Origin of the sequence: Larkinella sp. VNQ87 (assembly GCF_049445795.1) — a bacterium.
Classification (GTDB): Bacteria; Bacteroidota; Bacteroidia; order Cytophagales; family Spirosomataceae; genus Larkinella.
Window position 1 is genome coordinate 174953 of sequence record NZ_JBMSDT010000004.1, and the last position, 16698, is coordinate 191650.

General features: G+C 51.2%; 25 protein-coding genes. 22 read left to right on the forward strand and 3 right to left on the reverse strand.

Annotated features, from left to right (window positions below; all coding sequences use genetic code 11):
- Positions 1-8: 8 nt before the first annotated feature.
- From ACO2Q8_RS08170 to ACO2Q8_RS08250, 17 genes are all read left to right on the forward strand, one after another.
- Positions 9-1313, forward strand: coding sequence for an amidohydrolase family protein (locus ACO2Q8_RS08170; protein ID WP_423344300.1), 1305 nt, complete (start codon positions 9-11; stop codon positions 1311-1313).
- A 143-nt stretch (positions 1314-1456) separates the two neighbouring features.
- The gene (locus ACO2Q8_RS08175; protein ID WP_423344301.1) at positions 1457-2026 is read left to right on the forward strand and encodes a Crp/Fnr family transcriptional regulator; all 570 of its coding nucleotides are present in this window, start codon (positions 1457-1459) and stop codon (positions 2024-2026) included.
- A 76-nt stretch (positions 2027-2102) separates the two neighbouring features.
- Positions 2103-2876: an SDR family oxidoreductase gene (locus ACO2Q8_RS08180; RefSeq protein WP_423344302.1), complete on the forward strand. Its 774-nt coding sequence runs from the start codon at positions 2103-2105 to the stop codon at positions 2874-2876.
- Positions 2877-3122: 246 nt separating this feature from the next.
- On the forward strand, positions 3123-3710 hold the full coding sequence (locus tag ACO2Q8_RS08185) for a hypothetical protein (protein ID WP_423344303.1): 588 nt from the start codon (positions 3123-3125) through the stop codon (positions 3708-3710).
- Positions 3711-3724: 14 nt separating this feature from the next.
- Positions 3725-4498 (forward strand): TIR domain-containing protein, encoded by a 774-nt coding sequence (locus ACO2Q8_RS08190; protein ID WP_423344304.1) that lies wholly within the window; start codon positions 3725-3727, stop codon positions 4496-4498.
- A gap of 290 nt (positions 4499-4788) precedes the next feature.
- On the forward strand, positions 4789-5346 hold the full coding sequence (locus ACO2Q8_RS08195) for an RNA 2'-phosphotransferase (RefSeq protein ID WP_423344305.1): 558 nt from the start codon (positions 4789-4791) through the stop codon (positions 5344-5346).
- Between the two features lie 16 nt (positions 5347-5362).
- Positions 5363-5752: a VOC family protein gene (locus ACO2Q8_RS08200; RefSeq protein ID WP_423344306.1), complete on the forward strand. Its 390-nt coding sequence runs from the start codon at positions 5363-5365 to the stop codon at positions 5750-5752.
- Positions 5753-5862: 110 nt separating this feature from the next.
- The gene (locus ACO2Q8_RS08205; protein WP_423344307.1) at positions 5863-6375 is read left to right on the forward strand and encodes a putative immunity protein; all 513 of its coding nucleotides are present in this window, start codon (positions 5863-5865) and stop codon (positions 6373-6375) included.
- 333 nt (positions 6376-6708) lie between these two features.
- Positions 6709-6939 carry a hypothetical protein gene (locus tag ACO2Q8_RS08210; protein WP_423344308.1) on the forward strand — a complete coding sequence of 77 codons (231 nt, stop codon included), beginning with the start codon at positions 6709-6711 and terminating at the stop codon, positions 6937-6939.
- Positions 6932-7252: a type II toxin-antitoxin system PemK/MazF family toxin gene (locus ACO2Q8_RS08215; RefSeq protein WP_423344309.1), complete on the forward strand. Its 321-nt coding sequence runs from the start codon at positions 6932-6934 to the stop codon at positions 7250-7252. Before ACO2Q8_RS08210 ends, ACO2Q8_RS08215 begins: the two co-directional genes overlap by 8 nt.
- 90 nt (positions 7253-7342) lie before the next feature.
- Positions 7343-7858, forward strand: a complete 516-nt coding sequence (locus tag ACO2Q8_RS08220; RefSeq protein ID WP_423344310.1) for a putative immunity protein — start codon at positions 7343-7345, stop codon at positions 7856-7858.
- Between the two features lie 135 nt (positions 7859-7993).
- Positions 7994-8752: a type I methionyl aminopeptidase gene (map, locus tag ACO2Q8_RS08225; protein WP_423344311.1), complete on the forward strand. Its 759-nt coding sequence runs from the start codon at positions 7994-7996 to the stop codon at positions 8750-8752.
- 43 nt (positions 8753-8795) lie between these two features.
- Positions 8796-9161 (forward strand): DUF2200 domain-containing protein, encoded by a 366-nt coding sequence (locus tag ACO2Q8_RS08230; RefSeq protein WP_423344312.1) that lies wholly within the window; start codon positions 8796-8798, stop codon positions 9159-9161.
- A 159-nt stretch (positions 9162-9320) separates the two neighbouring features.
- Positions 9321-9653, forward strand: a complete 333-nt coding sequence (locus ACO2Q8_RS08235) for a potassium transporter KefB (protein ID WP_423344313.1) — start codon at positions 9321-9323, stop codon at positions 9651-9653.
- Positions 9654-9844: 191 nt separating this feature from the next.
- On the forward strand, positions 9845-10666 hold the full coding sequence (locus tag ACO2Q8_RS08240) for an SDR family NAD(P)-dependent oxidoreductase (RefSeq protein WP_423344314.1): 822 nt from the start codon (positions 9845-9847) through the stop codon (positions 10664-10666).
- An 11-nt stretch (positions 10667-10677) separates the two neighbouring features.
- Entirely contained in the window at positions 10678-11598 is a 921-nt protein-coding gene (locus ACO2Q8_RS08245; RefSeq protein WP_423344315.1) for a helix-turn-helix domain-containing protein, read from the forward strand.
- Positions 11599-11640: 42 nt separating this feature from the next.
- A complete protein-coding gene (locus tag ACO2Q8_RS08250) occupies positions 11641-12027 on the forward strand; it encodes a hypothetical protein (RefSeq protein WP_423344316.1) in 387 nt (128 codons plus the stop codon).
- An 83-nt stretch (positions 12028-12110) separates the two neighbouring features.
- On the opposite strand, the gene ACO2Q8_RS08255 is transcribed toward ACO2Q8_RS08250, so the two are convergent.
- Positions 12111-12239: a hypothetical protein gene (locus ACO2Q8_RS08255; protein ID WP_423344317.1), complete on the reverse strand. Its 129-nt coding sequence runs from the start codon at positions 12237-12239 to the stop codon at positions 12111-12113.
- Positions 12240-12400: 161 nt separating this feature from the next.
- On the opposite strand from ACO2Q8_RS08255, the gene corA reads away from it, so the two are divergent.
- Positions 12401-13351, forward strand: coding sequence for a magnesium/cobalt transporter CorA (gene corA, locus ACO2Q8_RS08260; protein WP_423344318.1), 951 nt, complete (start codon positions 12401-12403; stop codon positions 13349-13351).
- Positions 13352-13458: 107 nt separating this feature from the next.
- On the opposite strand, the gene ACO2Q8_RS08265 is transcribed toward corA, so the two are convergent.
- Both ACO2Q8_RS08265 and ACO2Q8_RS08270 read right to left on the reverse strand, forming a co-directional pair.
- A complete protein-coding gene (locus ACO2Q8_RS08265) occupies positions 13459-14061 on the reverse strand; it encodes a hypothetical protein (RefSeq protein WP_423344319.1) in 603 nt (200 codons plus the stop codon).
- A complete protein-coding gene (locus ACO2Q8_RS08270; RefSeq protein ID WP_423344320.1) occupies positions 14058-14399 on the reverse strand; it encodes a DUF6249 domain-containing protein in 342 nt (113 codons plus the stop codon). The genes ACO2Q8_RS08265 and ACO2Q8_RS08270 overlap by 4 nt, the downstream gene beginning before the upstream one ends.
- 51 nt (positions 14400-14450) lie before the next feature.
- On the opposite strand from ACO2Q8_RS08270, the gene ACO2Q8_RS08275 reads away from it, so the two are divergent.
- The 4 genes from ACO2Q8_RS08275 (at position 14451) to ACO2Q8_RS08290 (ending at position 16697) form a co-directional block, all read left to right on the forward strand.
- A complete protein-coding gene (locus ACO2Q8_RS08275; protein WP_423344321.1) occupies positions 14451-15083 on the forward strand; it encodes an RNA polymerase sigma factor in 633 nt (210 codons plus the stop codon).
- Positions 15080-15508, forward strand: a complete 429-nt coding sequence (locus ACO2Q8_RS08280) for a hypothetical protein (RefSeq protein ID WP_423344322.1) — start codon at positions 15080-15082, stop codon at positions 15506-15508. Before ACO2Q8_RS08275 ends, ACO2Q8_RS08280 begins: the two co-directional genes overlap by 4 nt.
- Positions 15505-16098 (forward strand): hypothetical protein, encoded by a 594-nt coding sequence (locus tag ACO2Q8_RS08285; protein WP_423344323.1) that lies wholly within the window; start codon positions 15505-15507, stop codon positions 16096-16098. The genes ACO2Q8_RS08280 and ACO2Q8_RS08285 overlap by 4 nt, the downstream gene beginning before the upstream one ends.
- 71 nt (positions 16099-16169) lie before the next feature.
- A complete protein-coding gene (locus ACO2Q8_RS08290) occupies positions 16170-16697 on the forward strand; it encodes a (2Fe-2S)-binding protein (RefSeq protein ID WP_423344324.1) in 528 nt (175 codons plus the stop codon).
- Position 16698 lies beyond the last annotated feature (1 nt).

Consider the following 16698-nt stretch of genomic DNA (forward strand, 5'->3'; position numbering starts at 1 on the left):
TTAAAATCATGAAAAAACTAACACTCTCCATACTCCTCCTGGCTGCGCTGAAGGGCGTGGCGCAGAACCCGGCTCCGGCGCGGCCGCAGGTGCGGCCCGTGGCCCTGACCGGCGCAACGATTCACGTTGGGAATGGTCAGGTGATCCCCAACGGCACCATCGTCTTCGACAAGGGCGTCATTACGGCCGTGGGCAACGGCGACACCCCGACTACTGGCGCGGAGGTGATCAACGTGGCCGGGAAACACGTCTATCCGGGCGTCATTTCCCCGGCGGCCACGGTCGGTTTGCAGGAAGTGGCCTCGGTGCGGGCCACGCTCGATTATCAGGAAACCGGCTCGCTGAACCCCAACGTGCGGTCGCTGATTGCCTACAACACCGACTCCGAGGTGATTCCGACCATCCGCAACAACGGTTTGCTCATGACGCAGGCCGTGCCCGATGGGGGCGTGATGGCAGGCAGCTCGTCGGTGATGCAAACCGATGCCTGGAACTGGGAAGACGCGGTCCTGAAAGCCGACGATGGTCTGTGGCTGAGCTGGCCGGGTTACTTCGCCCGCAGCTTCGACTTCGAGACGTTTGCGGTCAGCCTGAAGAAAAACGAGCAGCGGCAGGACGGCATCAACGCCCTGACGGCGACCTTTGCGGACGCCCGGGCCTACGCCGACCTGAAAAATCCGGCCCCGAAGAACCTGAAGCTGGAAGCCATGAAGGGCCTGTTCGACGGCTCGAAAGCTCTCTACATCCGGGCCAACTACGGCAAGGACATCATCGAAGCCATCCGGTTTGCCAAGCAGATGGGCGTGCGTAAACCGGTGATTGTCGGGGCCGAGGATGCCGCGCGGGTGATCGACTTTCTGAAGGAAAACCAGGTGCCGGTGATTCTGGGGCCGATGCACCGCCTGCCGAACCTCCAGGACGAGGATGTGTATTTGCCCTACAAGCTGCCGGGCATGCTGCAGAAAGCCGGGATTCTGGTGAGCCTTAGCTACGAGGGTGAATGGTGGCGCACCCGCAACCTGCCGTTTCAGGCCGGAACAGCCGCCGGTTTTGGCGGTCTCGACAAGGAGGAAGCCCTGAAGATGATCACCTCGAACACCGCCCGGATCATGGGCATCGACAACGTGGTGGGCACGCTCGAAAAGGGCAAACACGCGACGCTGCTGGTCTCGAAGGGCGATTTGCTGGACATGCGGACCAACGTGATCGAACACGCGTTTATCCAGGGCCGTCATATCAACCTCGACGACAAGCACAAGCGGCTCTACCACATGTACCGCGAAAAATACGGCCAGCCGGATCTTGGCAAGTAAATCGGAAGTTTTGTAGCATTGGGAGCCCGGGCGATCGGGCTCCTTTTTTTGTGGGAGGCTCGGAAACCGTAGTGCCTGGAACCAATAAGACGGTTTGCGCATTGCGTAATGCCAAAGCGGCAACGATTTAGAACCGAGTGACCATGAAAGCGTTCATTGACTATCTGTTGCAGTTCGGCCAGTTGACCCAACCGCAACTCGATCTCATTTTAAGCAAAGCAACCGCCCTGGAACTGCGGAAAGACGCGTACTTTTCGGAAGCCGGAAAAATCCCGAAACAAATCGGCTTTGTGGTGGAAGGGGTGCTGCGCGTTTGCCATGATACCGACAAGGGGGAAGAAATCACGACGTACTTCATTGACGAAAACCGGTTGGTGGTCGATTATGCCAATTTTGAAGCCGGCCTGCCGTCTTCGGATTCGTTGCAGGCCGTAACCGACTGCAAGCTCCTTGTGTTTTCAAAGCGGGATTGGGATGCGTTTTACACGGCCATTCTGGACTGGGATAAACTGGTCACCAAAGCCGTTCAGAAGGCCTTTGAGCTACACCTGGAACGACGAACCGCCCTGGTTTCGGAAGATGCCACGACCCGCTACCTGTCGTTCCTCGAAAAATTTCCTACGCTGGCCCACCGAGTTCCGCAAGCTTATATTGCTTCGTACCTGGGCATCACCCGGTTTTCGTTGAGCCGGATCCGAAAAAATAGTCGCTGAGTCCGTTTTTGCCAAATGGCAACCGATCCGGTTTTTTGTCGGGCCACCTTTGCCGTTCATAGTTACGATACGCAGTATGAACGATTCATTAAAAGGACAGGTTGCGCTGGTAACCGGCGGAACCAAAGGCATCGGCAAGGCCATCGCCGACAAATTAAGTAGTTCGGGAGCACAGGTCGTGGTAACGGCCCGTCATGCGCCCGACGACAAGGCAAGCGAGCATCATTTCATTGCCGCCGACCTTGTTCAACCCGACAGTGCGGCCATCATTGCGGCTAAAATTTTAGAGACGTATGGCCGCATCGACATCATTGTCAACAATGCCGGGGCTAATTTAAGTCCGGGCGGGGGGTTCAGCACCCTTTCGGACGAACACTGGATCAATGACTGGCAATTGAATCTGTTGTCGGCGGTTCGGGTCAACAAAGCCTTGCTACCGGCCATGCTGGCCCAGCAAAGCGGGGTGATTATCAACATTTCGTCGGGCGTGGCCAAGCAACCCATCTGGGAGATGACCATGTCGTATTCGGCGGCCAAAGCGGCTTTGAATGCCTACAGCAAAGCATTGGCCAGCGAGGTAGGCGCAAAAGGCATCCGGGTCAATGTGGTGTCGCCGGGGGTGGTCAAAACGCTGTTGATGCAGGAATTCATTGAAAACATCGCCCGGTCTTCCGCTATTTCGGTGGACGAAGCCTACCAATCCGTCATGGCGAAAGTCGGAGTGCCGTTGGCCCGAATGGCCGAACCGGCAGAAATCGCCAACCTGGTGGCCTTTCTGGTTTCGTCCGAAGCAACCTATACCACCGGAGCCGTTTATCAGGTCGACGGGGGATCGTTAGCCACGATCTAACCGATACCCTTGCGTTGGCCTTAGCCTGGCTGGCCGTGAACCGTTAGGCTTCCAGTGCCGTCACCTCAACCTTGACGACAAGCACAGGCGGCTCTACCAGAGGTACCGCGAAAAATACGGCCAGCCGTATGTTGGAAAATAAGTGGAATTACTCATATATTGGGAGCCCGAGCGATCGGGCTCCTTTTTTGTTGTGGTTGATGTAATTTAGAGCTTAAAATAGTAGTTTGTAAAAATCAACTTAATATGAATGTAATGATTAACATTTTTGATCAAAAGATCGCAGGAGCAGCAAAAGCTATTCAGCAAGCGTCAGATAGAGACCTATCTTTACCAAATTATAATGAAAAAGTGTTTGATAGATTTAAGGTAATGTCCCCTAAGCTTAGTTTAGAACAAACTAAAGTCCAGATCAAAAAAGAGTCAATCTCCTTTCGAAATGCTCCTCCTGGTATAAGTTTTTCGATAAGTGGTAATACTATAGTTGAATGCGCAATTTATAGTATTCCAGTTTTTGGTGATGTTGACTTATTTGAGATTTATATAAAACCTTATATCGATAGGCAAATGACTTATTTTGAAAATAAAACTTTATTCTATAGAGAGTATTCAAATACTCAAATAACAGGTAATGATGAACTAATCGCCGAAATAAAAAAACATGTAATCCAATTTACTGATAACGTAAATAATATACTAGCTCAATGTGAAAATGAAGTTAATGAATTCCATAATTCAAGGTTAAAGCCTCGTATTGATGAAATGATAAGGCTTGAGATTGATAGACGTAATTTGAAAAGTAATTCTGAAGCTAAGTTAAATCCTTTTTTATAAATAGTTGTAATAGGATGATGATTAAAGAAGTTAAAATCCTATCTGAGGGATTATGGGAAAGTGTAAAAACAGACTTAAAGTTTTTCTCTCCTATTCAGTTGTTCGTCAAGAGGCTATCTGAATTGTCGTTTTTAAAATCCTCTGATGTTGACGAAGCCACTATTTACGTTGATAAAATAGAGGAATTCTTTGATAAGTATAGAAGTACATCAAGTGATAGTTTATATTTTCCACCAGCTTTGATATCAAATAATGATGAATCTGTAGCTAAAATTAGATTACTTATTTATAAATTAAGAAAATTAAGTGAAGAGGATCTCAAAAAAGAGCTTGAGAGTATAGAAGTTAAATCAGTATCTAAATCAAAAAGTGCTGGAAAAATTTTCATCGGGCATGGTAGAAGTAAATTATGGGCAAGAGTCCAACTATTTATTAAAGAGGATTTAGGTTTACCAACTCTAGTTTTTGAGGATGAATCAAGAACTGGAGAAACAATAGTGAATATTTTAGCGCAGTTTTTAGATCAGGCATCTTTTGCTATATTAATAATGACAGCCGAGGATGAAACCGCAGAAGGAAAAATTAGGGCAAGACAAAATGTGATTCACGAGGCCGGTCTTTTTCAGGGCCGTTTAGGATTTGAAAAAGTAATTATTTTGAAACAGAATAATATTGAAGAGTTTTCTAATATTGCGGGCCTACAATATATTCCGTTTTCTTCAGACAACATTGAACAGACGTTTTATGAAATACAACGTAAATTGAAAAAAGCAGGAATATTAAATTGAAAATTGCAAATATAATTAAATGATAAGCATTTGTTTCTATTCAGAAATTATTGTACCTTGTTGAGTTTATTTGGTATATATCTGTAGTCTTTTTCTTATTACAGGAATTTTTTGCCTCTGGGTACTTAAATTGAAAAATTACTTTTAGATACTTGGTTAAATGCTTTCATTTAAAAATTGTCTTTTCGAGACAATAAAGGCTTTGTAAAGATTATATTAAGTATTATTTGCTTATATAATACACGTTATCTAACTCAGTTTGAAAAATCGTATATTTTATTTTAGAAAGAATGCTAAGCGAAAAGCAACTGACTCATATCAGCAAGTTTTTAAGTTTGGTCCTCCGGCACCAACCGGAACTTATTGGAATACAATTAGATGAAAATGGCTGGTCTGATGTAGATAGTTTGTTAGAAAAGGTAAACAATTATGGGTTGAAACTGGACAAAGAAACCCTTGAGCATGTCGTAAATACCAACGCAAAAAAGCGGTTTGCTCTTGATAAAACAATAAATCGAATTCGGGCCAATCAGGGGCATTCGATTAACATTGAATTGGGCTATTCCAGCCAAAAGCCGCCGGAGATTTTATTTCACGGAACCAGCGAACAGGCGGTTTCATCCATTTTGCAAACCGGGCTTGAAAAACGGAGCAGGCACCATGTTCATTTAAGCAGTGATATTGAAACCGCCCTCAAAGTTGGTCAACGGCACGGAAAACCGGTCGTGCTCAAGATCTTAGCTGGACAGATGCACCGGGATAACGTTGAGTTTTATCAATCCGACAATGGCGTCTGGCTAACCGATCACGTTCCGGTTAAGTATTTGACGCTACACATTCCAGATTAGGCATAAAGAACGGTTCATGACAAACGATAATACAACACGCATCACCCCTTTCCTGACGGTCAACGATGCTAAAAAAGCCGTCGAGTTTTACGTATCTGCTTTCAACGCAAAGGAAGTGTCTAGGAATGCTATGCCCAATGACAGATTGTCCTCAAAAATAAGCATTGAAAACGCCTTGTTCTGGGTAGCGGATGAAGAACCAGAATTCGGAAATATAAGCCCGGACGTAAACGTTGCGAACTCGATCCGGATAATTTTAGAAACTATCCATGCTGACGATTTATTCGCTAACGCATTAAAATATGGAGCAACCGAGATTTGCCCCATGACTACGGAAGACGAATGGAGAATTGGGAAACTGAAAGACCCATTCGGGCATGTTTGGGAAATCGGATACGTTTTATAGGAGCTTTCCCCATTTCAAACCTCCGCTGCTAGGGGCATTTTCCGTGGGTTGAAAGATGATGGAAAGAAAAAGAAAACGACCAGGAATTCATAACCAACCCCCGCCAACCCATGATCTTACCCAAACAACGCGATCTGCGCTTCATCACCATCCGGCGGGGCGGCACCTTAACCGATGCCCATCATCAGTTGCTGGCGGTGTGGGCGGCTGCCTGTGCCGAGCACGTCCTGCCCCTGTTTGAGCAAGTGAGTCCGAACGATCCCCGGCCTCGGCAGGCCATCGAACTGACGCGGGCCTGGGTACGGGGCGAAATTCCGATGAAAGTATGTCATCAGGTGGCTTTTGCGGCCAATGCGGCTGGCAAAGGGTTGCCCGATGCGGCCCGGTTTGCTGCCCTGGCTGCCGGGCAGGCCGTGGCCGTCGCCCACGTAGCCGCCCACGAACTGGGGGCCGCTGCCTACGCCATCCGGGCCGTTCGGGCGTCGGTGGACGAACCGCAGCAGGAGGAGCGGGGCCGGGCCGAATGCCAATGGCAGCGCGAGCAGCTTCCGGATGCCATCCGAGCCCTTGTGCTCGACGACCAGAAATTGAGAAATCACCTTTGCTGGTTTGTCTTCCACTGAGCCGAAAGACGCGATAAATTCTTTACCTTCGAACTGCTAATTATTGATAACTATGCGAACGCTGAGCATTGAAATATCGGATCTGGAGTACGAAAAGTTTGGGATCAGGAGCGGTCAACTTTCGTTCTCTGAGTTTGTGGACTTGATAAGCCGGGAAATTAGCCGGCAAAATCTCAACAAATCCATTGAGTTGGCCGAACGGTACGGGCTGTCTACTTTGACGATGGACGAAATTTCCGAAGAAGTAAAAGCCGTCAGAAAAAATGCGGCTCATTCTTGAAACAACGGTAGCCCTGCTCCATCATTGAAAGCTTTCTAAAAAACCGGTAGAACATGACAAAACAAGCCATCATCGAGCGGACGATCGAAGCGATTAACCAGCTTCCGGACGATAAAGCCGAAGCGATTTCCGACTTTGCCGATTTTGTCAGGAAACGCTATGAGGAAGAACAGTTACTGCAAGGCATCCGGAAGCTGACAGCGGAAGGTTCGGTTTTTGACTTTTTAACGGAGGACGAAGACCTGTATACCGAAGCAGACCTGAAACAAGTGTACAATGGCTAAAGGCGACATTGTACTCATTACCTTTCCGTTTACCGATCTCAGTGGCAGTAAGTTACGGCCCGCCGTGGTGCTGACCGATACTAGTCTCGACCTGACGGTCTGCTTCATCACAACCCAACTGGGCTGGCAGGAACCGACGGATGTTTTCCTGACGCCCAGTGCAATCAACGGCCTGAAAAAACCGTCCCTGATCCGGCTCAGTAAGATTGCCACCCTTGACCGGTCCTTAGCAAAAGGGCTTTTGGGCCGATTGTCACCTCCCGAACTCACCGAGTTGAACGGTAAACTTAAAATCTTGTTTCAATTGCTCTGAGCGTTGTGAACAACTTTTTAACTGTAGGGGCACTTGATAAGTGGTATGCCAATCCGTTAGGAGTCAGTCATAAATGAACTCGGTCAGCCCATGATCCTACCCAAACAACGCGATCCGCGATTCATCACCATCCGGCGGGGTGGCACCTTGACCGATGCCGACCATCGGTTGCTGGCGGTGTGGGCGGCTGCCTGTGCCGAGCGCGTTTTGCCCCTGTTTGAGCAAGTGAGTCCGAACGATCCCCGGCCCCGGCAGGCCATCGAACTGACGCGGGCCTGGGTGCGGGGCGAAATCACCATGAAAGAAGCCCACAATGCGGCTTTTGCGGCCAATGCGGCTGGCAAAGGGTTGCCCGATGCGGCCCGGTTTGCCGCCCTGGCTGCCGGGCAGGCCGTGGCCGTCGCCCACGTAGCCGCTCACGAACTGGGTGCCGCTGCCTACGCCATCCGGGCGGTTCGGGCGTCGGTGAACGAATCGCAGCAGGAGGAGCGGGGCCGAGCCGAATGCCAGTGGCAGCGCGACAAGCTTCCTGACGCCATTCGTGAGCTTGTGCTCGACGACCAGCGGATAAGAAATCCGATCTGCTGGTTTACGTTCAGTTGTTGAAAGGCGGCAAATCGTCCGATGGAATCCGGGGTAGACGGTCAGTAGAAAACCGCTTCGATGCCAGGAAACGAACCGTTGGCGGTCAGCTTATGTTGACTACACAGGAAAAGAAACAAATAAACAACGAACACGACAATGTCGATAACACGGGAAGCGGAACTGATCGGGATGCAAAAAGCAAGTGAAGCGGTGGCGTATACGTTGAAGGAAATGCGAAACTACGCCCGGCCGGGCCTGACTACCAAACAACTGGACCAGTACGGAGCCGCCATCCTGTCGGATTTTGGGGCCAAATCGGCCCCGTTTTTAACCTACGATTTTCCGGGCTGGACCTGCATTAGTGTCAACCACGAGTTTTGTCACGGTATTCCGTCGGACAACCGCACCATGCAGGAAGGCGATCTGGTGAACATCGATGTTTCGGCCGAGTTGAACGGTTTCTGGTCGGACAACGGCGGTTCTTTTGTGTTGGGAGAGGATGTAAACGGGCACCAGAAACTCGTAGACGCTTCCAAACAGATTCTGCACAAAGCCATCGCCCGCATCAAAGGCGGAGTTCGCCTGGCCGACATCGGGCAGTTGATCGAAACCGAAGCCCGAAAACGGGGGTATAAAGTGATCAAAAACCTGACGGGACACGGCATCGGCAGAAGCCTGCACGAAGAACCCGCCGAAATCGCAAATTACCCCGACCGGTCGAATCCGACCCGGTTCCGGAAAAACGCGGTCGTGGCCATCGAAACGTTTATCGCTACCACCTCGACCTACGCCGAAACGCTGCAAGACGGCTGGACGATGGTGGGCAACAAAGGCGGTTTTATGGCCCAACACGAACACACGATTGTCGTAACCGACGGAAAACCGCTGGTGCTGACGGCGATGAACGGCGTGTAGAAGAAACGGAGCAATTTGAACGTGTAATACCAGCCGATACGCGATGAACAACACCACCCAGCACGATGAGCGCGTGGCCAAACTGACCGTGGCCTCGGTCTACCCGCACTATGTTACCAAAGTCGAGAAGAAGGGCCGGACAAAAGAGGAATTGCATCAGGTCATCGAATGGCTGACGGGCTACGACGAAGCGAAGCTAAACGAGCTTCTGGCGGAAAAGGTCACGTTCCGGCAGTTTTTCCAACAGGCTACTTTGAATCCGAACGCCCACCTGATTACAGGGGCAATCTGTGGCTACCGGGTGGAGGCCATCGAAAATTCGTTGACCCAGCAGGTCCGGTATCTGGACAAACTCGTCGATGAACTGGCGAAAGGGCGCAAAATGGAGAAGATTCTGCGCATGGCGTAACCAACCCTCCACTTAATTTTTTTGAAAAGGACTTGCCAGTCTCACTTTTTGCTATTTACTTTGAAATACAAAGTTCTTTTTTTGATTAGCAAAGAACAGTACCTCTGGGTATCGGGCCAATCGGAGGAAAAACCTGTTAAACCGTAAAACGCCAAGAAGATGGAAAAGCAATCGCAACTACAATCACCGCTCCAGCCGGGATCGCTGGGCAAACGAGCGCTGGTCGGGGCTGTCATCGGCCTGGTCCTGATCGGTATTTTTCTGATCGGGGTGAAAGAAAACCCCAACTGGCCGACGTACTGGCGGCTGCGGCCGTTGCTCATCGTGCCGCTGGCCGGGGCCGTGGGCGGCAGTGTGTACTATTTCCTGGATTACATGCGGTATCAGGCCGGTTGGAACCGGGTGGTGGTCACCCTGGCAAGCCTGCTGATCTACATCGTCGGGCTTTGGATGGGCTTTGTGCTCGGGCTGGACGGGACGCTTTGGAACTGAGATTGAGAGTTCAGTTAGGAACACGGATGAATCGGATGTTAACGGATAAATCAATTCTAATCCGTTTCATCCGTCCAATCCGTGTTCCTATCCAACCCGGTTTTCGCATTTGGATACAACAAGCCGCCATTTGGCTTCTTTTCTGTCGGCGAACGGTCGGACTTTTGTGACCGACCATTTGCTAACAGAAAATGAATGTAACTTTGATTACCGGCGCGTCGGGCGGCATTGGTGAAGCCTTCGCCCGCCGATTGGCCGCCGAAAAACACAACCTGCTGCTGGTGGCCCGCTCGGAACCCAAACTCCGAACCATATGCGGGGAACTGACGCAGCAATTTGGGATCCAGGCCCAGTATGTCGCCGTGGATCTGACCAAACCGGGTGCAGACCAGCTTCTTTTTGACGAAACCGAAAAACGAAACCTGACGGTCGACGGGCTGATCAACAACGCTGGCATCGGTTCGGGCGGGGATTTGCTGGAACTCGATCTGGCGAGCGAACTGGCCATGATGCAGTTGAACATGAATGCGCTGGTGGCGCTGACGTACCGGTTTTTGCCGGGTATGCGGGCGCGGAAACACGGCACGATCATCAATGTGGCGTCGATGGCCTGTTTTCAGCCCATTCCGTACATGGCGGTGTATGCGGCTTCGAAAATGTTTGTGCGGTCGTTTACCGAAGCCATGATGGTTGAGAACCAGCCGTTTCAGATTCGCGTTATGCTGCTGTGTCCCGGCGCGACCGAAACCGGTTTTTTCGATGCGGCCAACCTGACCGGGGAAAAAAGAAGCGCGTATTCGGGCGGAGACAGGACGGAGACGCCCGAACAGGTCGTGGAATCGGCCATGCGGGGGCTGCGCGCCGGAAAGCGAATCACCGTTTCGGGTTTTCAGAACCGGGTCACTGCTTTTCTGGGGCATTTTATTCCAAACTCCTTCATCATGCCGATTCTGGCGGGCTGGCTGCGCCCGAAAGCAAAGGACCAGGGAGGTGTGGCGACCCGTTCGATTTAAAACGAATACGCATGAAAAAGAATCCCGACGGCCTGGTGCGAATCAGATCCCTTACCGACCAGCACCGGATGATGGGGGTGTCCAAACCGGTCAATCCGCTGGTGAGCGTGCTGAAATTTGAGGAGGTCGGGCCGATCCGAACCGAGGAAACGGTGAAAATGACGTCTGATTTTTACGCCGTTGCCCTCAAGAAACACTGCGATTGCAAGATCAAATACGGACAAACGTATTACGATTTTGACGAGGGCGTCATGTCGTTTGCCGCCCCCCATCAGGTGTTTACCTGGGAGGCAGGCAGTACGATGGCTTCGGCAGGCTGGCTGTTGACCTTCCACGCGGATTTTATCCGGAATAGCCCGCTCGGCTCCAAAATCAGAGAATACGGTTTTTTCGACTACGCCATCAACGAAGCGCTCATTTTGTCGGAGGAGGAAGAAACCGCCCTGGAAAATCTCTACCAAACACTCGACCGCGAAACCCGCCTGCCCATCGACGCCTTTAGCCAGGAGATCATCGTTTCGCAGATCGACCTGCTGCTCAAGTACTGCAACCGGTTTTATACCCGGCAATTCATCACCCGCCGGGTGGTTCACCACGATTTGCTGGCCCGGTTCGATGCTATTCTGACGGAGTACGTCAACAGCGACCAATTGCCAGAATCCGGGCCGCCGACCGTTGCCCACCTGGCGGATCGCCTGAACCTGTCGCCCAAATACCTGAGCGATCTGCTGCGCAACCTGACCGGCCAGAGCACCCAACAGCACATCCACGAGAAGCTGATCGAAAAAGCCAAGCAGATTCTGACCACGACCAACCTGTCGGTCAGCGAAATCGCCTATCGGTTGGGCTTTGAATACCCGCAGTCGTTCAACAAACTGTTCCGAAACAAAACCGAGTTGTCGCCCCTGGAATTCCGGCAATCGTTCAATTGAAAACCGTGTGTGGTTATAGGGCACAAACCTACGGGCGCCCGGTTGAAGCATCGCTGGACGGGTTGCGGTTTCAATGGAACATTTCGCGGAAGTGGTCTGCACCAGTTGCTCGTTGGACAACCGGCTGAGGTAAATCAGCAACACGCGCAGGTGGGCCGATCCCATTTCGTTTTGCCAGTCGGTCGGGTGCCGGTATTCCGCGGTCATCTTCGCCAGCGTGTCTTCCACAAAAGCAACATCCTGTTGACTGAGGAGCAATTCGTGGCCATTGTGTGGATTCTGGATAATGGGGAGTTTCATCAGGAACCGGTTATCGTCAAGCGTGAGAAACTCTTCCGTGAACGAAATCAAGATGCCATAAATGGGAAGAATTTCCTCCTTCAGATGGATCTGATGCGGAATCGTAAAATAAAAGGCTTGCGGTTTTAGGGTATACGGCGTCATATCAATCCAGTGCCGGGAGCGCCCCGCCCGGATGTATGCCAGAAAGTAATAGTCCTTTCGGTGGGGAATCAGCAACGCATCCATTTGCGGGGTAGTTGGCCAGAGCCTTCCAGCAGAAAAAACAGGGTTTGGTCGTCCCTGCTGCATGAATCGAGGGTGTAACGGGGAATTTCGCGGTCGATTTTCTGAACGTGCATAGCCGAAAGATAAGCAATTCGGGGCAAAACCGTGTCTGAACTTCGTCCGGTCAGTTGAAGGTGTGACCGGCAAGAGAGTTTTGTTAACCAGCGGTCAAGCTGATTTTTTTTGCCAACTTTGCGGTGGACTGCCCGTTGACTTGTCAGCTAACCTCTGATTCATGATTCGTATTTTTCAACAAGATGAAACCGCCGTTCGGAAAATCCGGGACATTGATTCGTTTCTGGATACCGAGCGAACCCTCTGGGTCGATTTGCAAAATCCGTCGCGGGAAGAAACCAAGAGCGTGGAAGATAAATTTGATGTGAATTTCCAGACGCAGCAGGAGCAGGCCGAGATCGAGAGTAGTTCCCGTTACATTGAAGAAGACGACTTTCTGATTGCCAACTCCAACTTTCTGGTGCCCGACAAAGAGCAGATGTACGTGACGGTGCCGGTCAGTTTCATGCTCAAGGACGACACCTTGTTTACGTACCGAAACGCCGACTTACGGTCGTTTGCTGATACCGTCAAGAAGATCAAATCCCGGCGGTCGGTATTCAACGACGGGGCGCAGATTCTGATCACTATTTTCGAATCACGGATCGATCACGACGCCGATTTGATCGAAATGGTGTCGCAGGAAATCAAGGCCATCAACCGCCAACTGGATCTTGACGCCAAGCTGGATAAGGAAATGCTGCTGAAAATCAACGACTACCAGGAGCTGACAATGTCGATACGGGAAAACGTCGTCGACAAACAGCGGGTGATTTCGTCCATGATTCGCAGCGACGGCTGGTTTACCAACGACGAGCAGCAGCGGCTCCGGACGCTGATCAAGGACATCAATTCGCTGATCGACCACACGAATTTTATTTTCGAGCGACTCGAATTTCTGCAAAATACCTTCCTCGGTTTGATCGATCTGGAGCAAAACCGCATTGTAAAAATCTTTACGGTCGTGTCGCTCGTTTTCCTGCCGCCGACTCTGCTGGCAAGCATCTGGGGCATGAACTTCACGAACATGCCCGAACTCAACTGGCCGTTTGGGTACCCGCTGGCGCTGGCGGCCATCGTGCTTTCGTCGCTGATCACCCTGTTTATTTTCCGCCGGAAAAACTGGCTTTGAACCACAGTTGGGAAGTTAGCTAGCCAGAAAGGAGTTGTATCGCAGAGTTGATCAGCGAAAATTAGAGTTTATCAGGGGTTTCTCCGCTTAACTCTGATTTTCGCTGATCAACTCCGTGATACAACTCGATTTACCGATTTATTCCAAAGAACATTCAGGCCCAGAAACCCAAACGGAATCAAGAGCAGCAAATCAGCGACGTGGGCGAGGGTTTCGATGCGTGAAATCCGGCTAACCGGAAAAGCCAGTCCGCCAAGGCTAATCAGCACGCCGACCCAAACCGGTATCAGCCGATTCCGGATCAGATTGATTCCTAAAACAATCAGGCTGAGCGGAAACAACGGACCAGCCCAATACAGGGTCAGATTGAAGGCCAGTGGATGGGACGCTGATTGCGTCAGCACCGTTTGGTGGGATAAGCCGAACGTGGTGGCAAACAACCCGCGCATTCCGAAATTGCTGCCGCTGATACAGCCGTAAATCATCACGAGCAATCCCAAACTGGCGTAGCGGGGGCTGGTTTCCTGAAAAAGCCGGAATAGGCCCATAAAAGCCGGAATCCAGAAGACGGTCGCTAACACCAGAAGCGTGCTGCCGGTGGGATCATATTCACCCCCGGTCCAGAAAAAAGAGGAAATCGACAGGCAGAGTGGGGCCAGCAGAAGGGAGAATCCCCAGATGGTTTGTTCGGTTGATGTGGAGGTGTTCATGAGTTTTGCTGGCTAACGATGGCGTAGTAAAGTAGAAATCCGAGGGCCGTAGAAACCGCCACAATCCCGTATGGCAGGCTCGACTCGTAGGAGTAGGGCAGGAAGGCCACCAGAATTAGGCCCAGGCCGAAAAACAACAGGATCAGCCCCCATTTGAGATTGTCCGTTGGCCGGTCATTGTCGTCGTCCAGTTGCCGCAGACTTTCTTCATTCCATTGGCCCAGTTCCATCAGCCGCCGACGCAGCAGGTACCTGATGAGCGGTTTCAGGATCAGGTAAATCCCAGCCGAGATGGCCAGAATGACATAGGCTCCCTGCACGCCATATTCATCTTGCATATGCTATTCGATTTTTTCGATTTTTGCCATTAGACAACGCTGATCCGCCCGATGTTGCAACTGGAAGGAGGACGATGCATTGCAACATTTCGAAACCTGTCGCTGTCTCATGTACCGATGAATGACGAAGAGCTTTTGGTTCGCCAGATCAGGCAGGGCAATATCCGCGCCTACCAGACGCTGGTGGATCGTTACCAGCGACTGGTGTGGCACATGGTGGGCCGAATCGTTCATCAACCGGAAGATGTGGAGGATGTGTGCCAGGAGGTATTCATCAAAGTGTATCGGCATTTGCCCGAATTCCAGTTTGGTTCCCGACTCTCCACCTGGATTGCGTCGATTGCCTACCGCACGGCCATCAATTACCTGAAGAAAACCCGTCGGCATCTGAGCCACGAACTGGACGAGGAACTGTGCCCGTGGCCGAACGGAAGCGGGCCGGAAAACCCCGAGGAGCAATTGGTGCAGAAAGACTGGAAAACGTTTCTGCATGCTCAGATTGCCCGATTGCCGGTGCATTACCGCACCATCCTGACCCTGTACCACCTGGACGAACGCACGTACGAGGAAATCGGTCAGATTACGAACTTGCCCGACGGGACGGTAAAAAACTACCTGTTCCGGGCACGGAAATTATTGAAAGAGGCTTTATTACGGTATCAGAACAGCGAATTCCGGCCATGAACGAGGAACAGGACTACGAAATTCAAAAGCAGCTTGAACAACAGTTTCGGCAACGAAAAAGACCGCCCCGGCCCCAAACCGGTGCCGAAACCGAAAAGCTGTACCACCAGCTTTTCGAAGCCCTGTCGGACGAACTACCGGGCGGCTTACCGTACGGGTTTTCGGCAAAAGTAATTCGGCATATCCAACGACAGAACGTAATTTGCTGGGAGCGAAGGGCTTACGGCCTGATTGCCTTGTGCCTGCTGTTGGTGCCATTAGCGGCCCTGGCGATGCAGGCGGTTTTCCGGCCTGACGACCTGAGCAAAACCCTTCGGGCCCTGAATTCGGTGAAAGGGCTGGTTTTATTCGGACTCCTGTTGATGGGGCTCATCCAGTGGGCTGACCGCCGGTTTGTAAAGAAAAAGAAATCCTTGTTCCCATGACTCACTACCGGTTCCCTCACCTTGCCCTGGTAAGCTGGACGTTTCGTTTCTGGCGAGCGTATGCTGGCCCGATTACGGGTTGGATGCTTTTGGCAGCACTGGGCCGGGCGGTCCAGATGCGTATCTTTGGGCCGGTTTCTTCGCCGGTTTACACGGGCCTGGAGGTGGTTGTCGAGCTGGCCCGGATCATCACTTTGTTGGTGATCATTGGTCATGGAAACCTGCGCCGGGGTGCTCAAAAGCTTGTGCTCTTGCTTCGGTATAAAAGTAGCAACTGGCGGGAAGTTGGCCAGACAATTTGGACTATAGGGCGGCAGGATTGGCCGATTTTACTCTGGAACCTTCTCGCTTTCAGTTTACTTGCCTTTGGCTTCAACAAACTTAACGGATTGATTGCCGACCACGAAGCGGTTCAGGCCCTGTTGAGACAAAACGGGTTGATGCACACATCGGCGACCGGAATGCCGGTTTTCTTTTTCCTGAAAAACCTGACCGTGATACCGTTTACCCTCATTTTTGAATACGGCCTTTTTTGCTGGCTGGCGGGTAAAATGATGCTGAGCGAACGGAGGGTGAAGGCCGGAGTGTAAGTATTGCTGCATTTTTTCAACATTTATTCATCAATCCGGCTTTGCATAGTATCGCAAATCAACGATGCCCTATGCAAACGACCCTTGCTCCGAAAACCGGTACCCAGGTGAAACCCGTCTTGCCTGAGAAACAAAGAGTTACCTTGACGATCAATGGCTACGTTCATCATCTGGAACTGGCTCCCTGGACGACCCTGCTCGACGCCCTGCGCGAATACCTGCACCTGACCGGCACCAAAAAAGGCTGCGACCACGGTCAGTGCGGAGCCTGTACGGTGCTGGTCGATGGCAAGCGGATCAATTCCTGTCTGACCCTGGCGGTCATGAAAGACGGGGCCGATATCATCACCATCGAAGGACTAGCCGATGAAAATGGATTGCATCCAATGCAAACCGCTTTCATCGAACACGATGCTTACCAGTGCGGCTACTGCACACCGGGCCAAATCTGCTCGGCGGTAGGGCTGATGAACGAGGGGAAGGCCCATTCCACCGACGACATTCGCGAACTGATGAGCGGGAACCTCTGCCGCTGCGGGGCCTACTCAAACATTGTCGATGCCATTCAGGAAGTGATGCAACTTCCCTCCAAATCCTGAC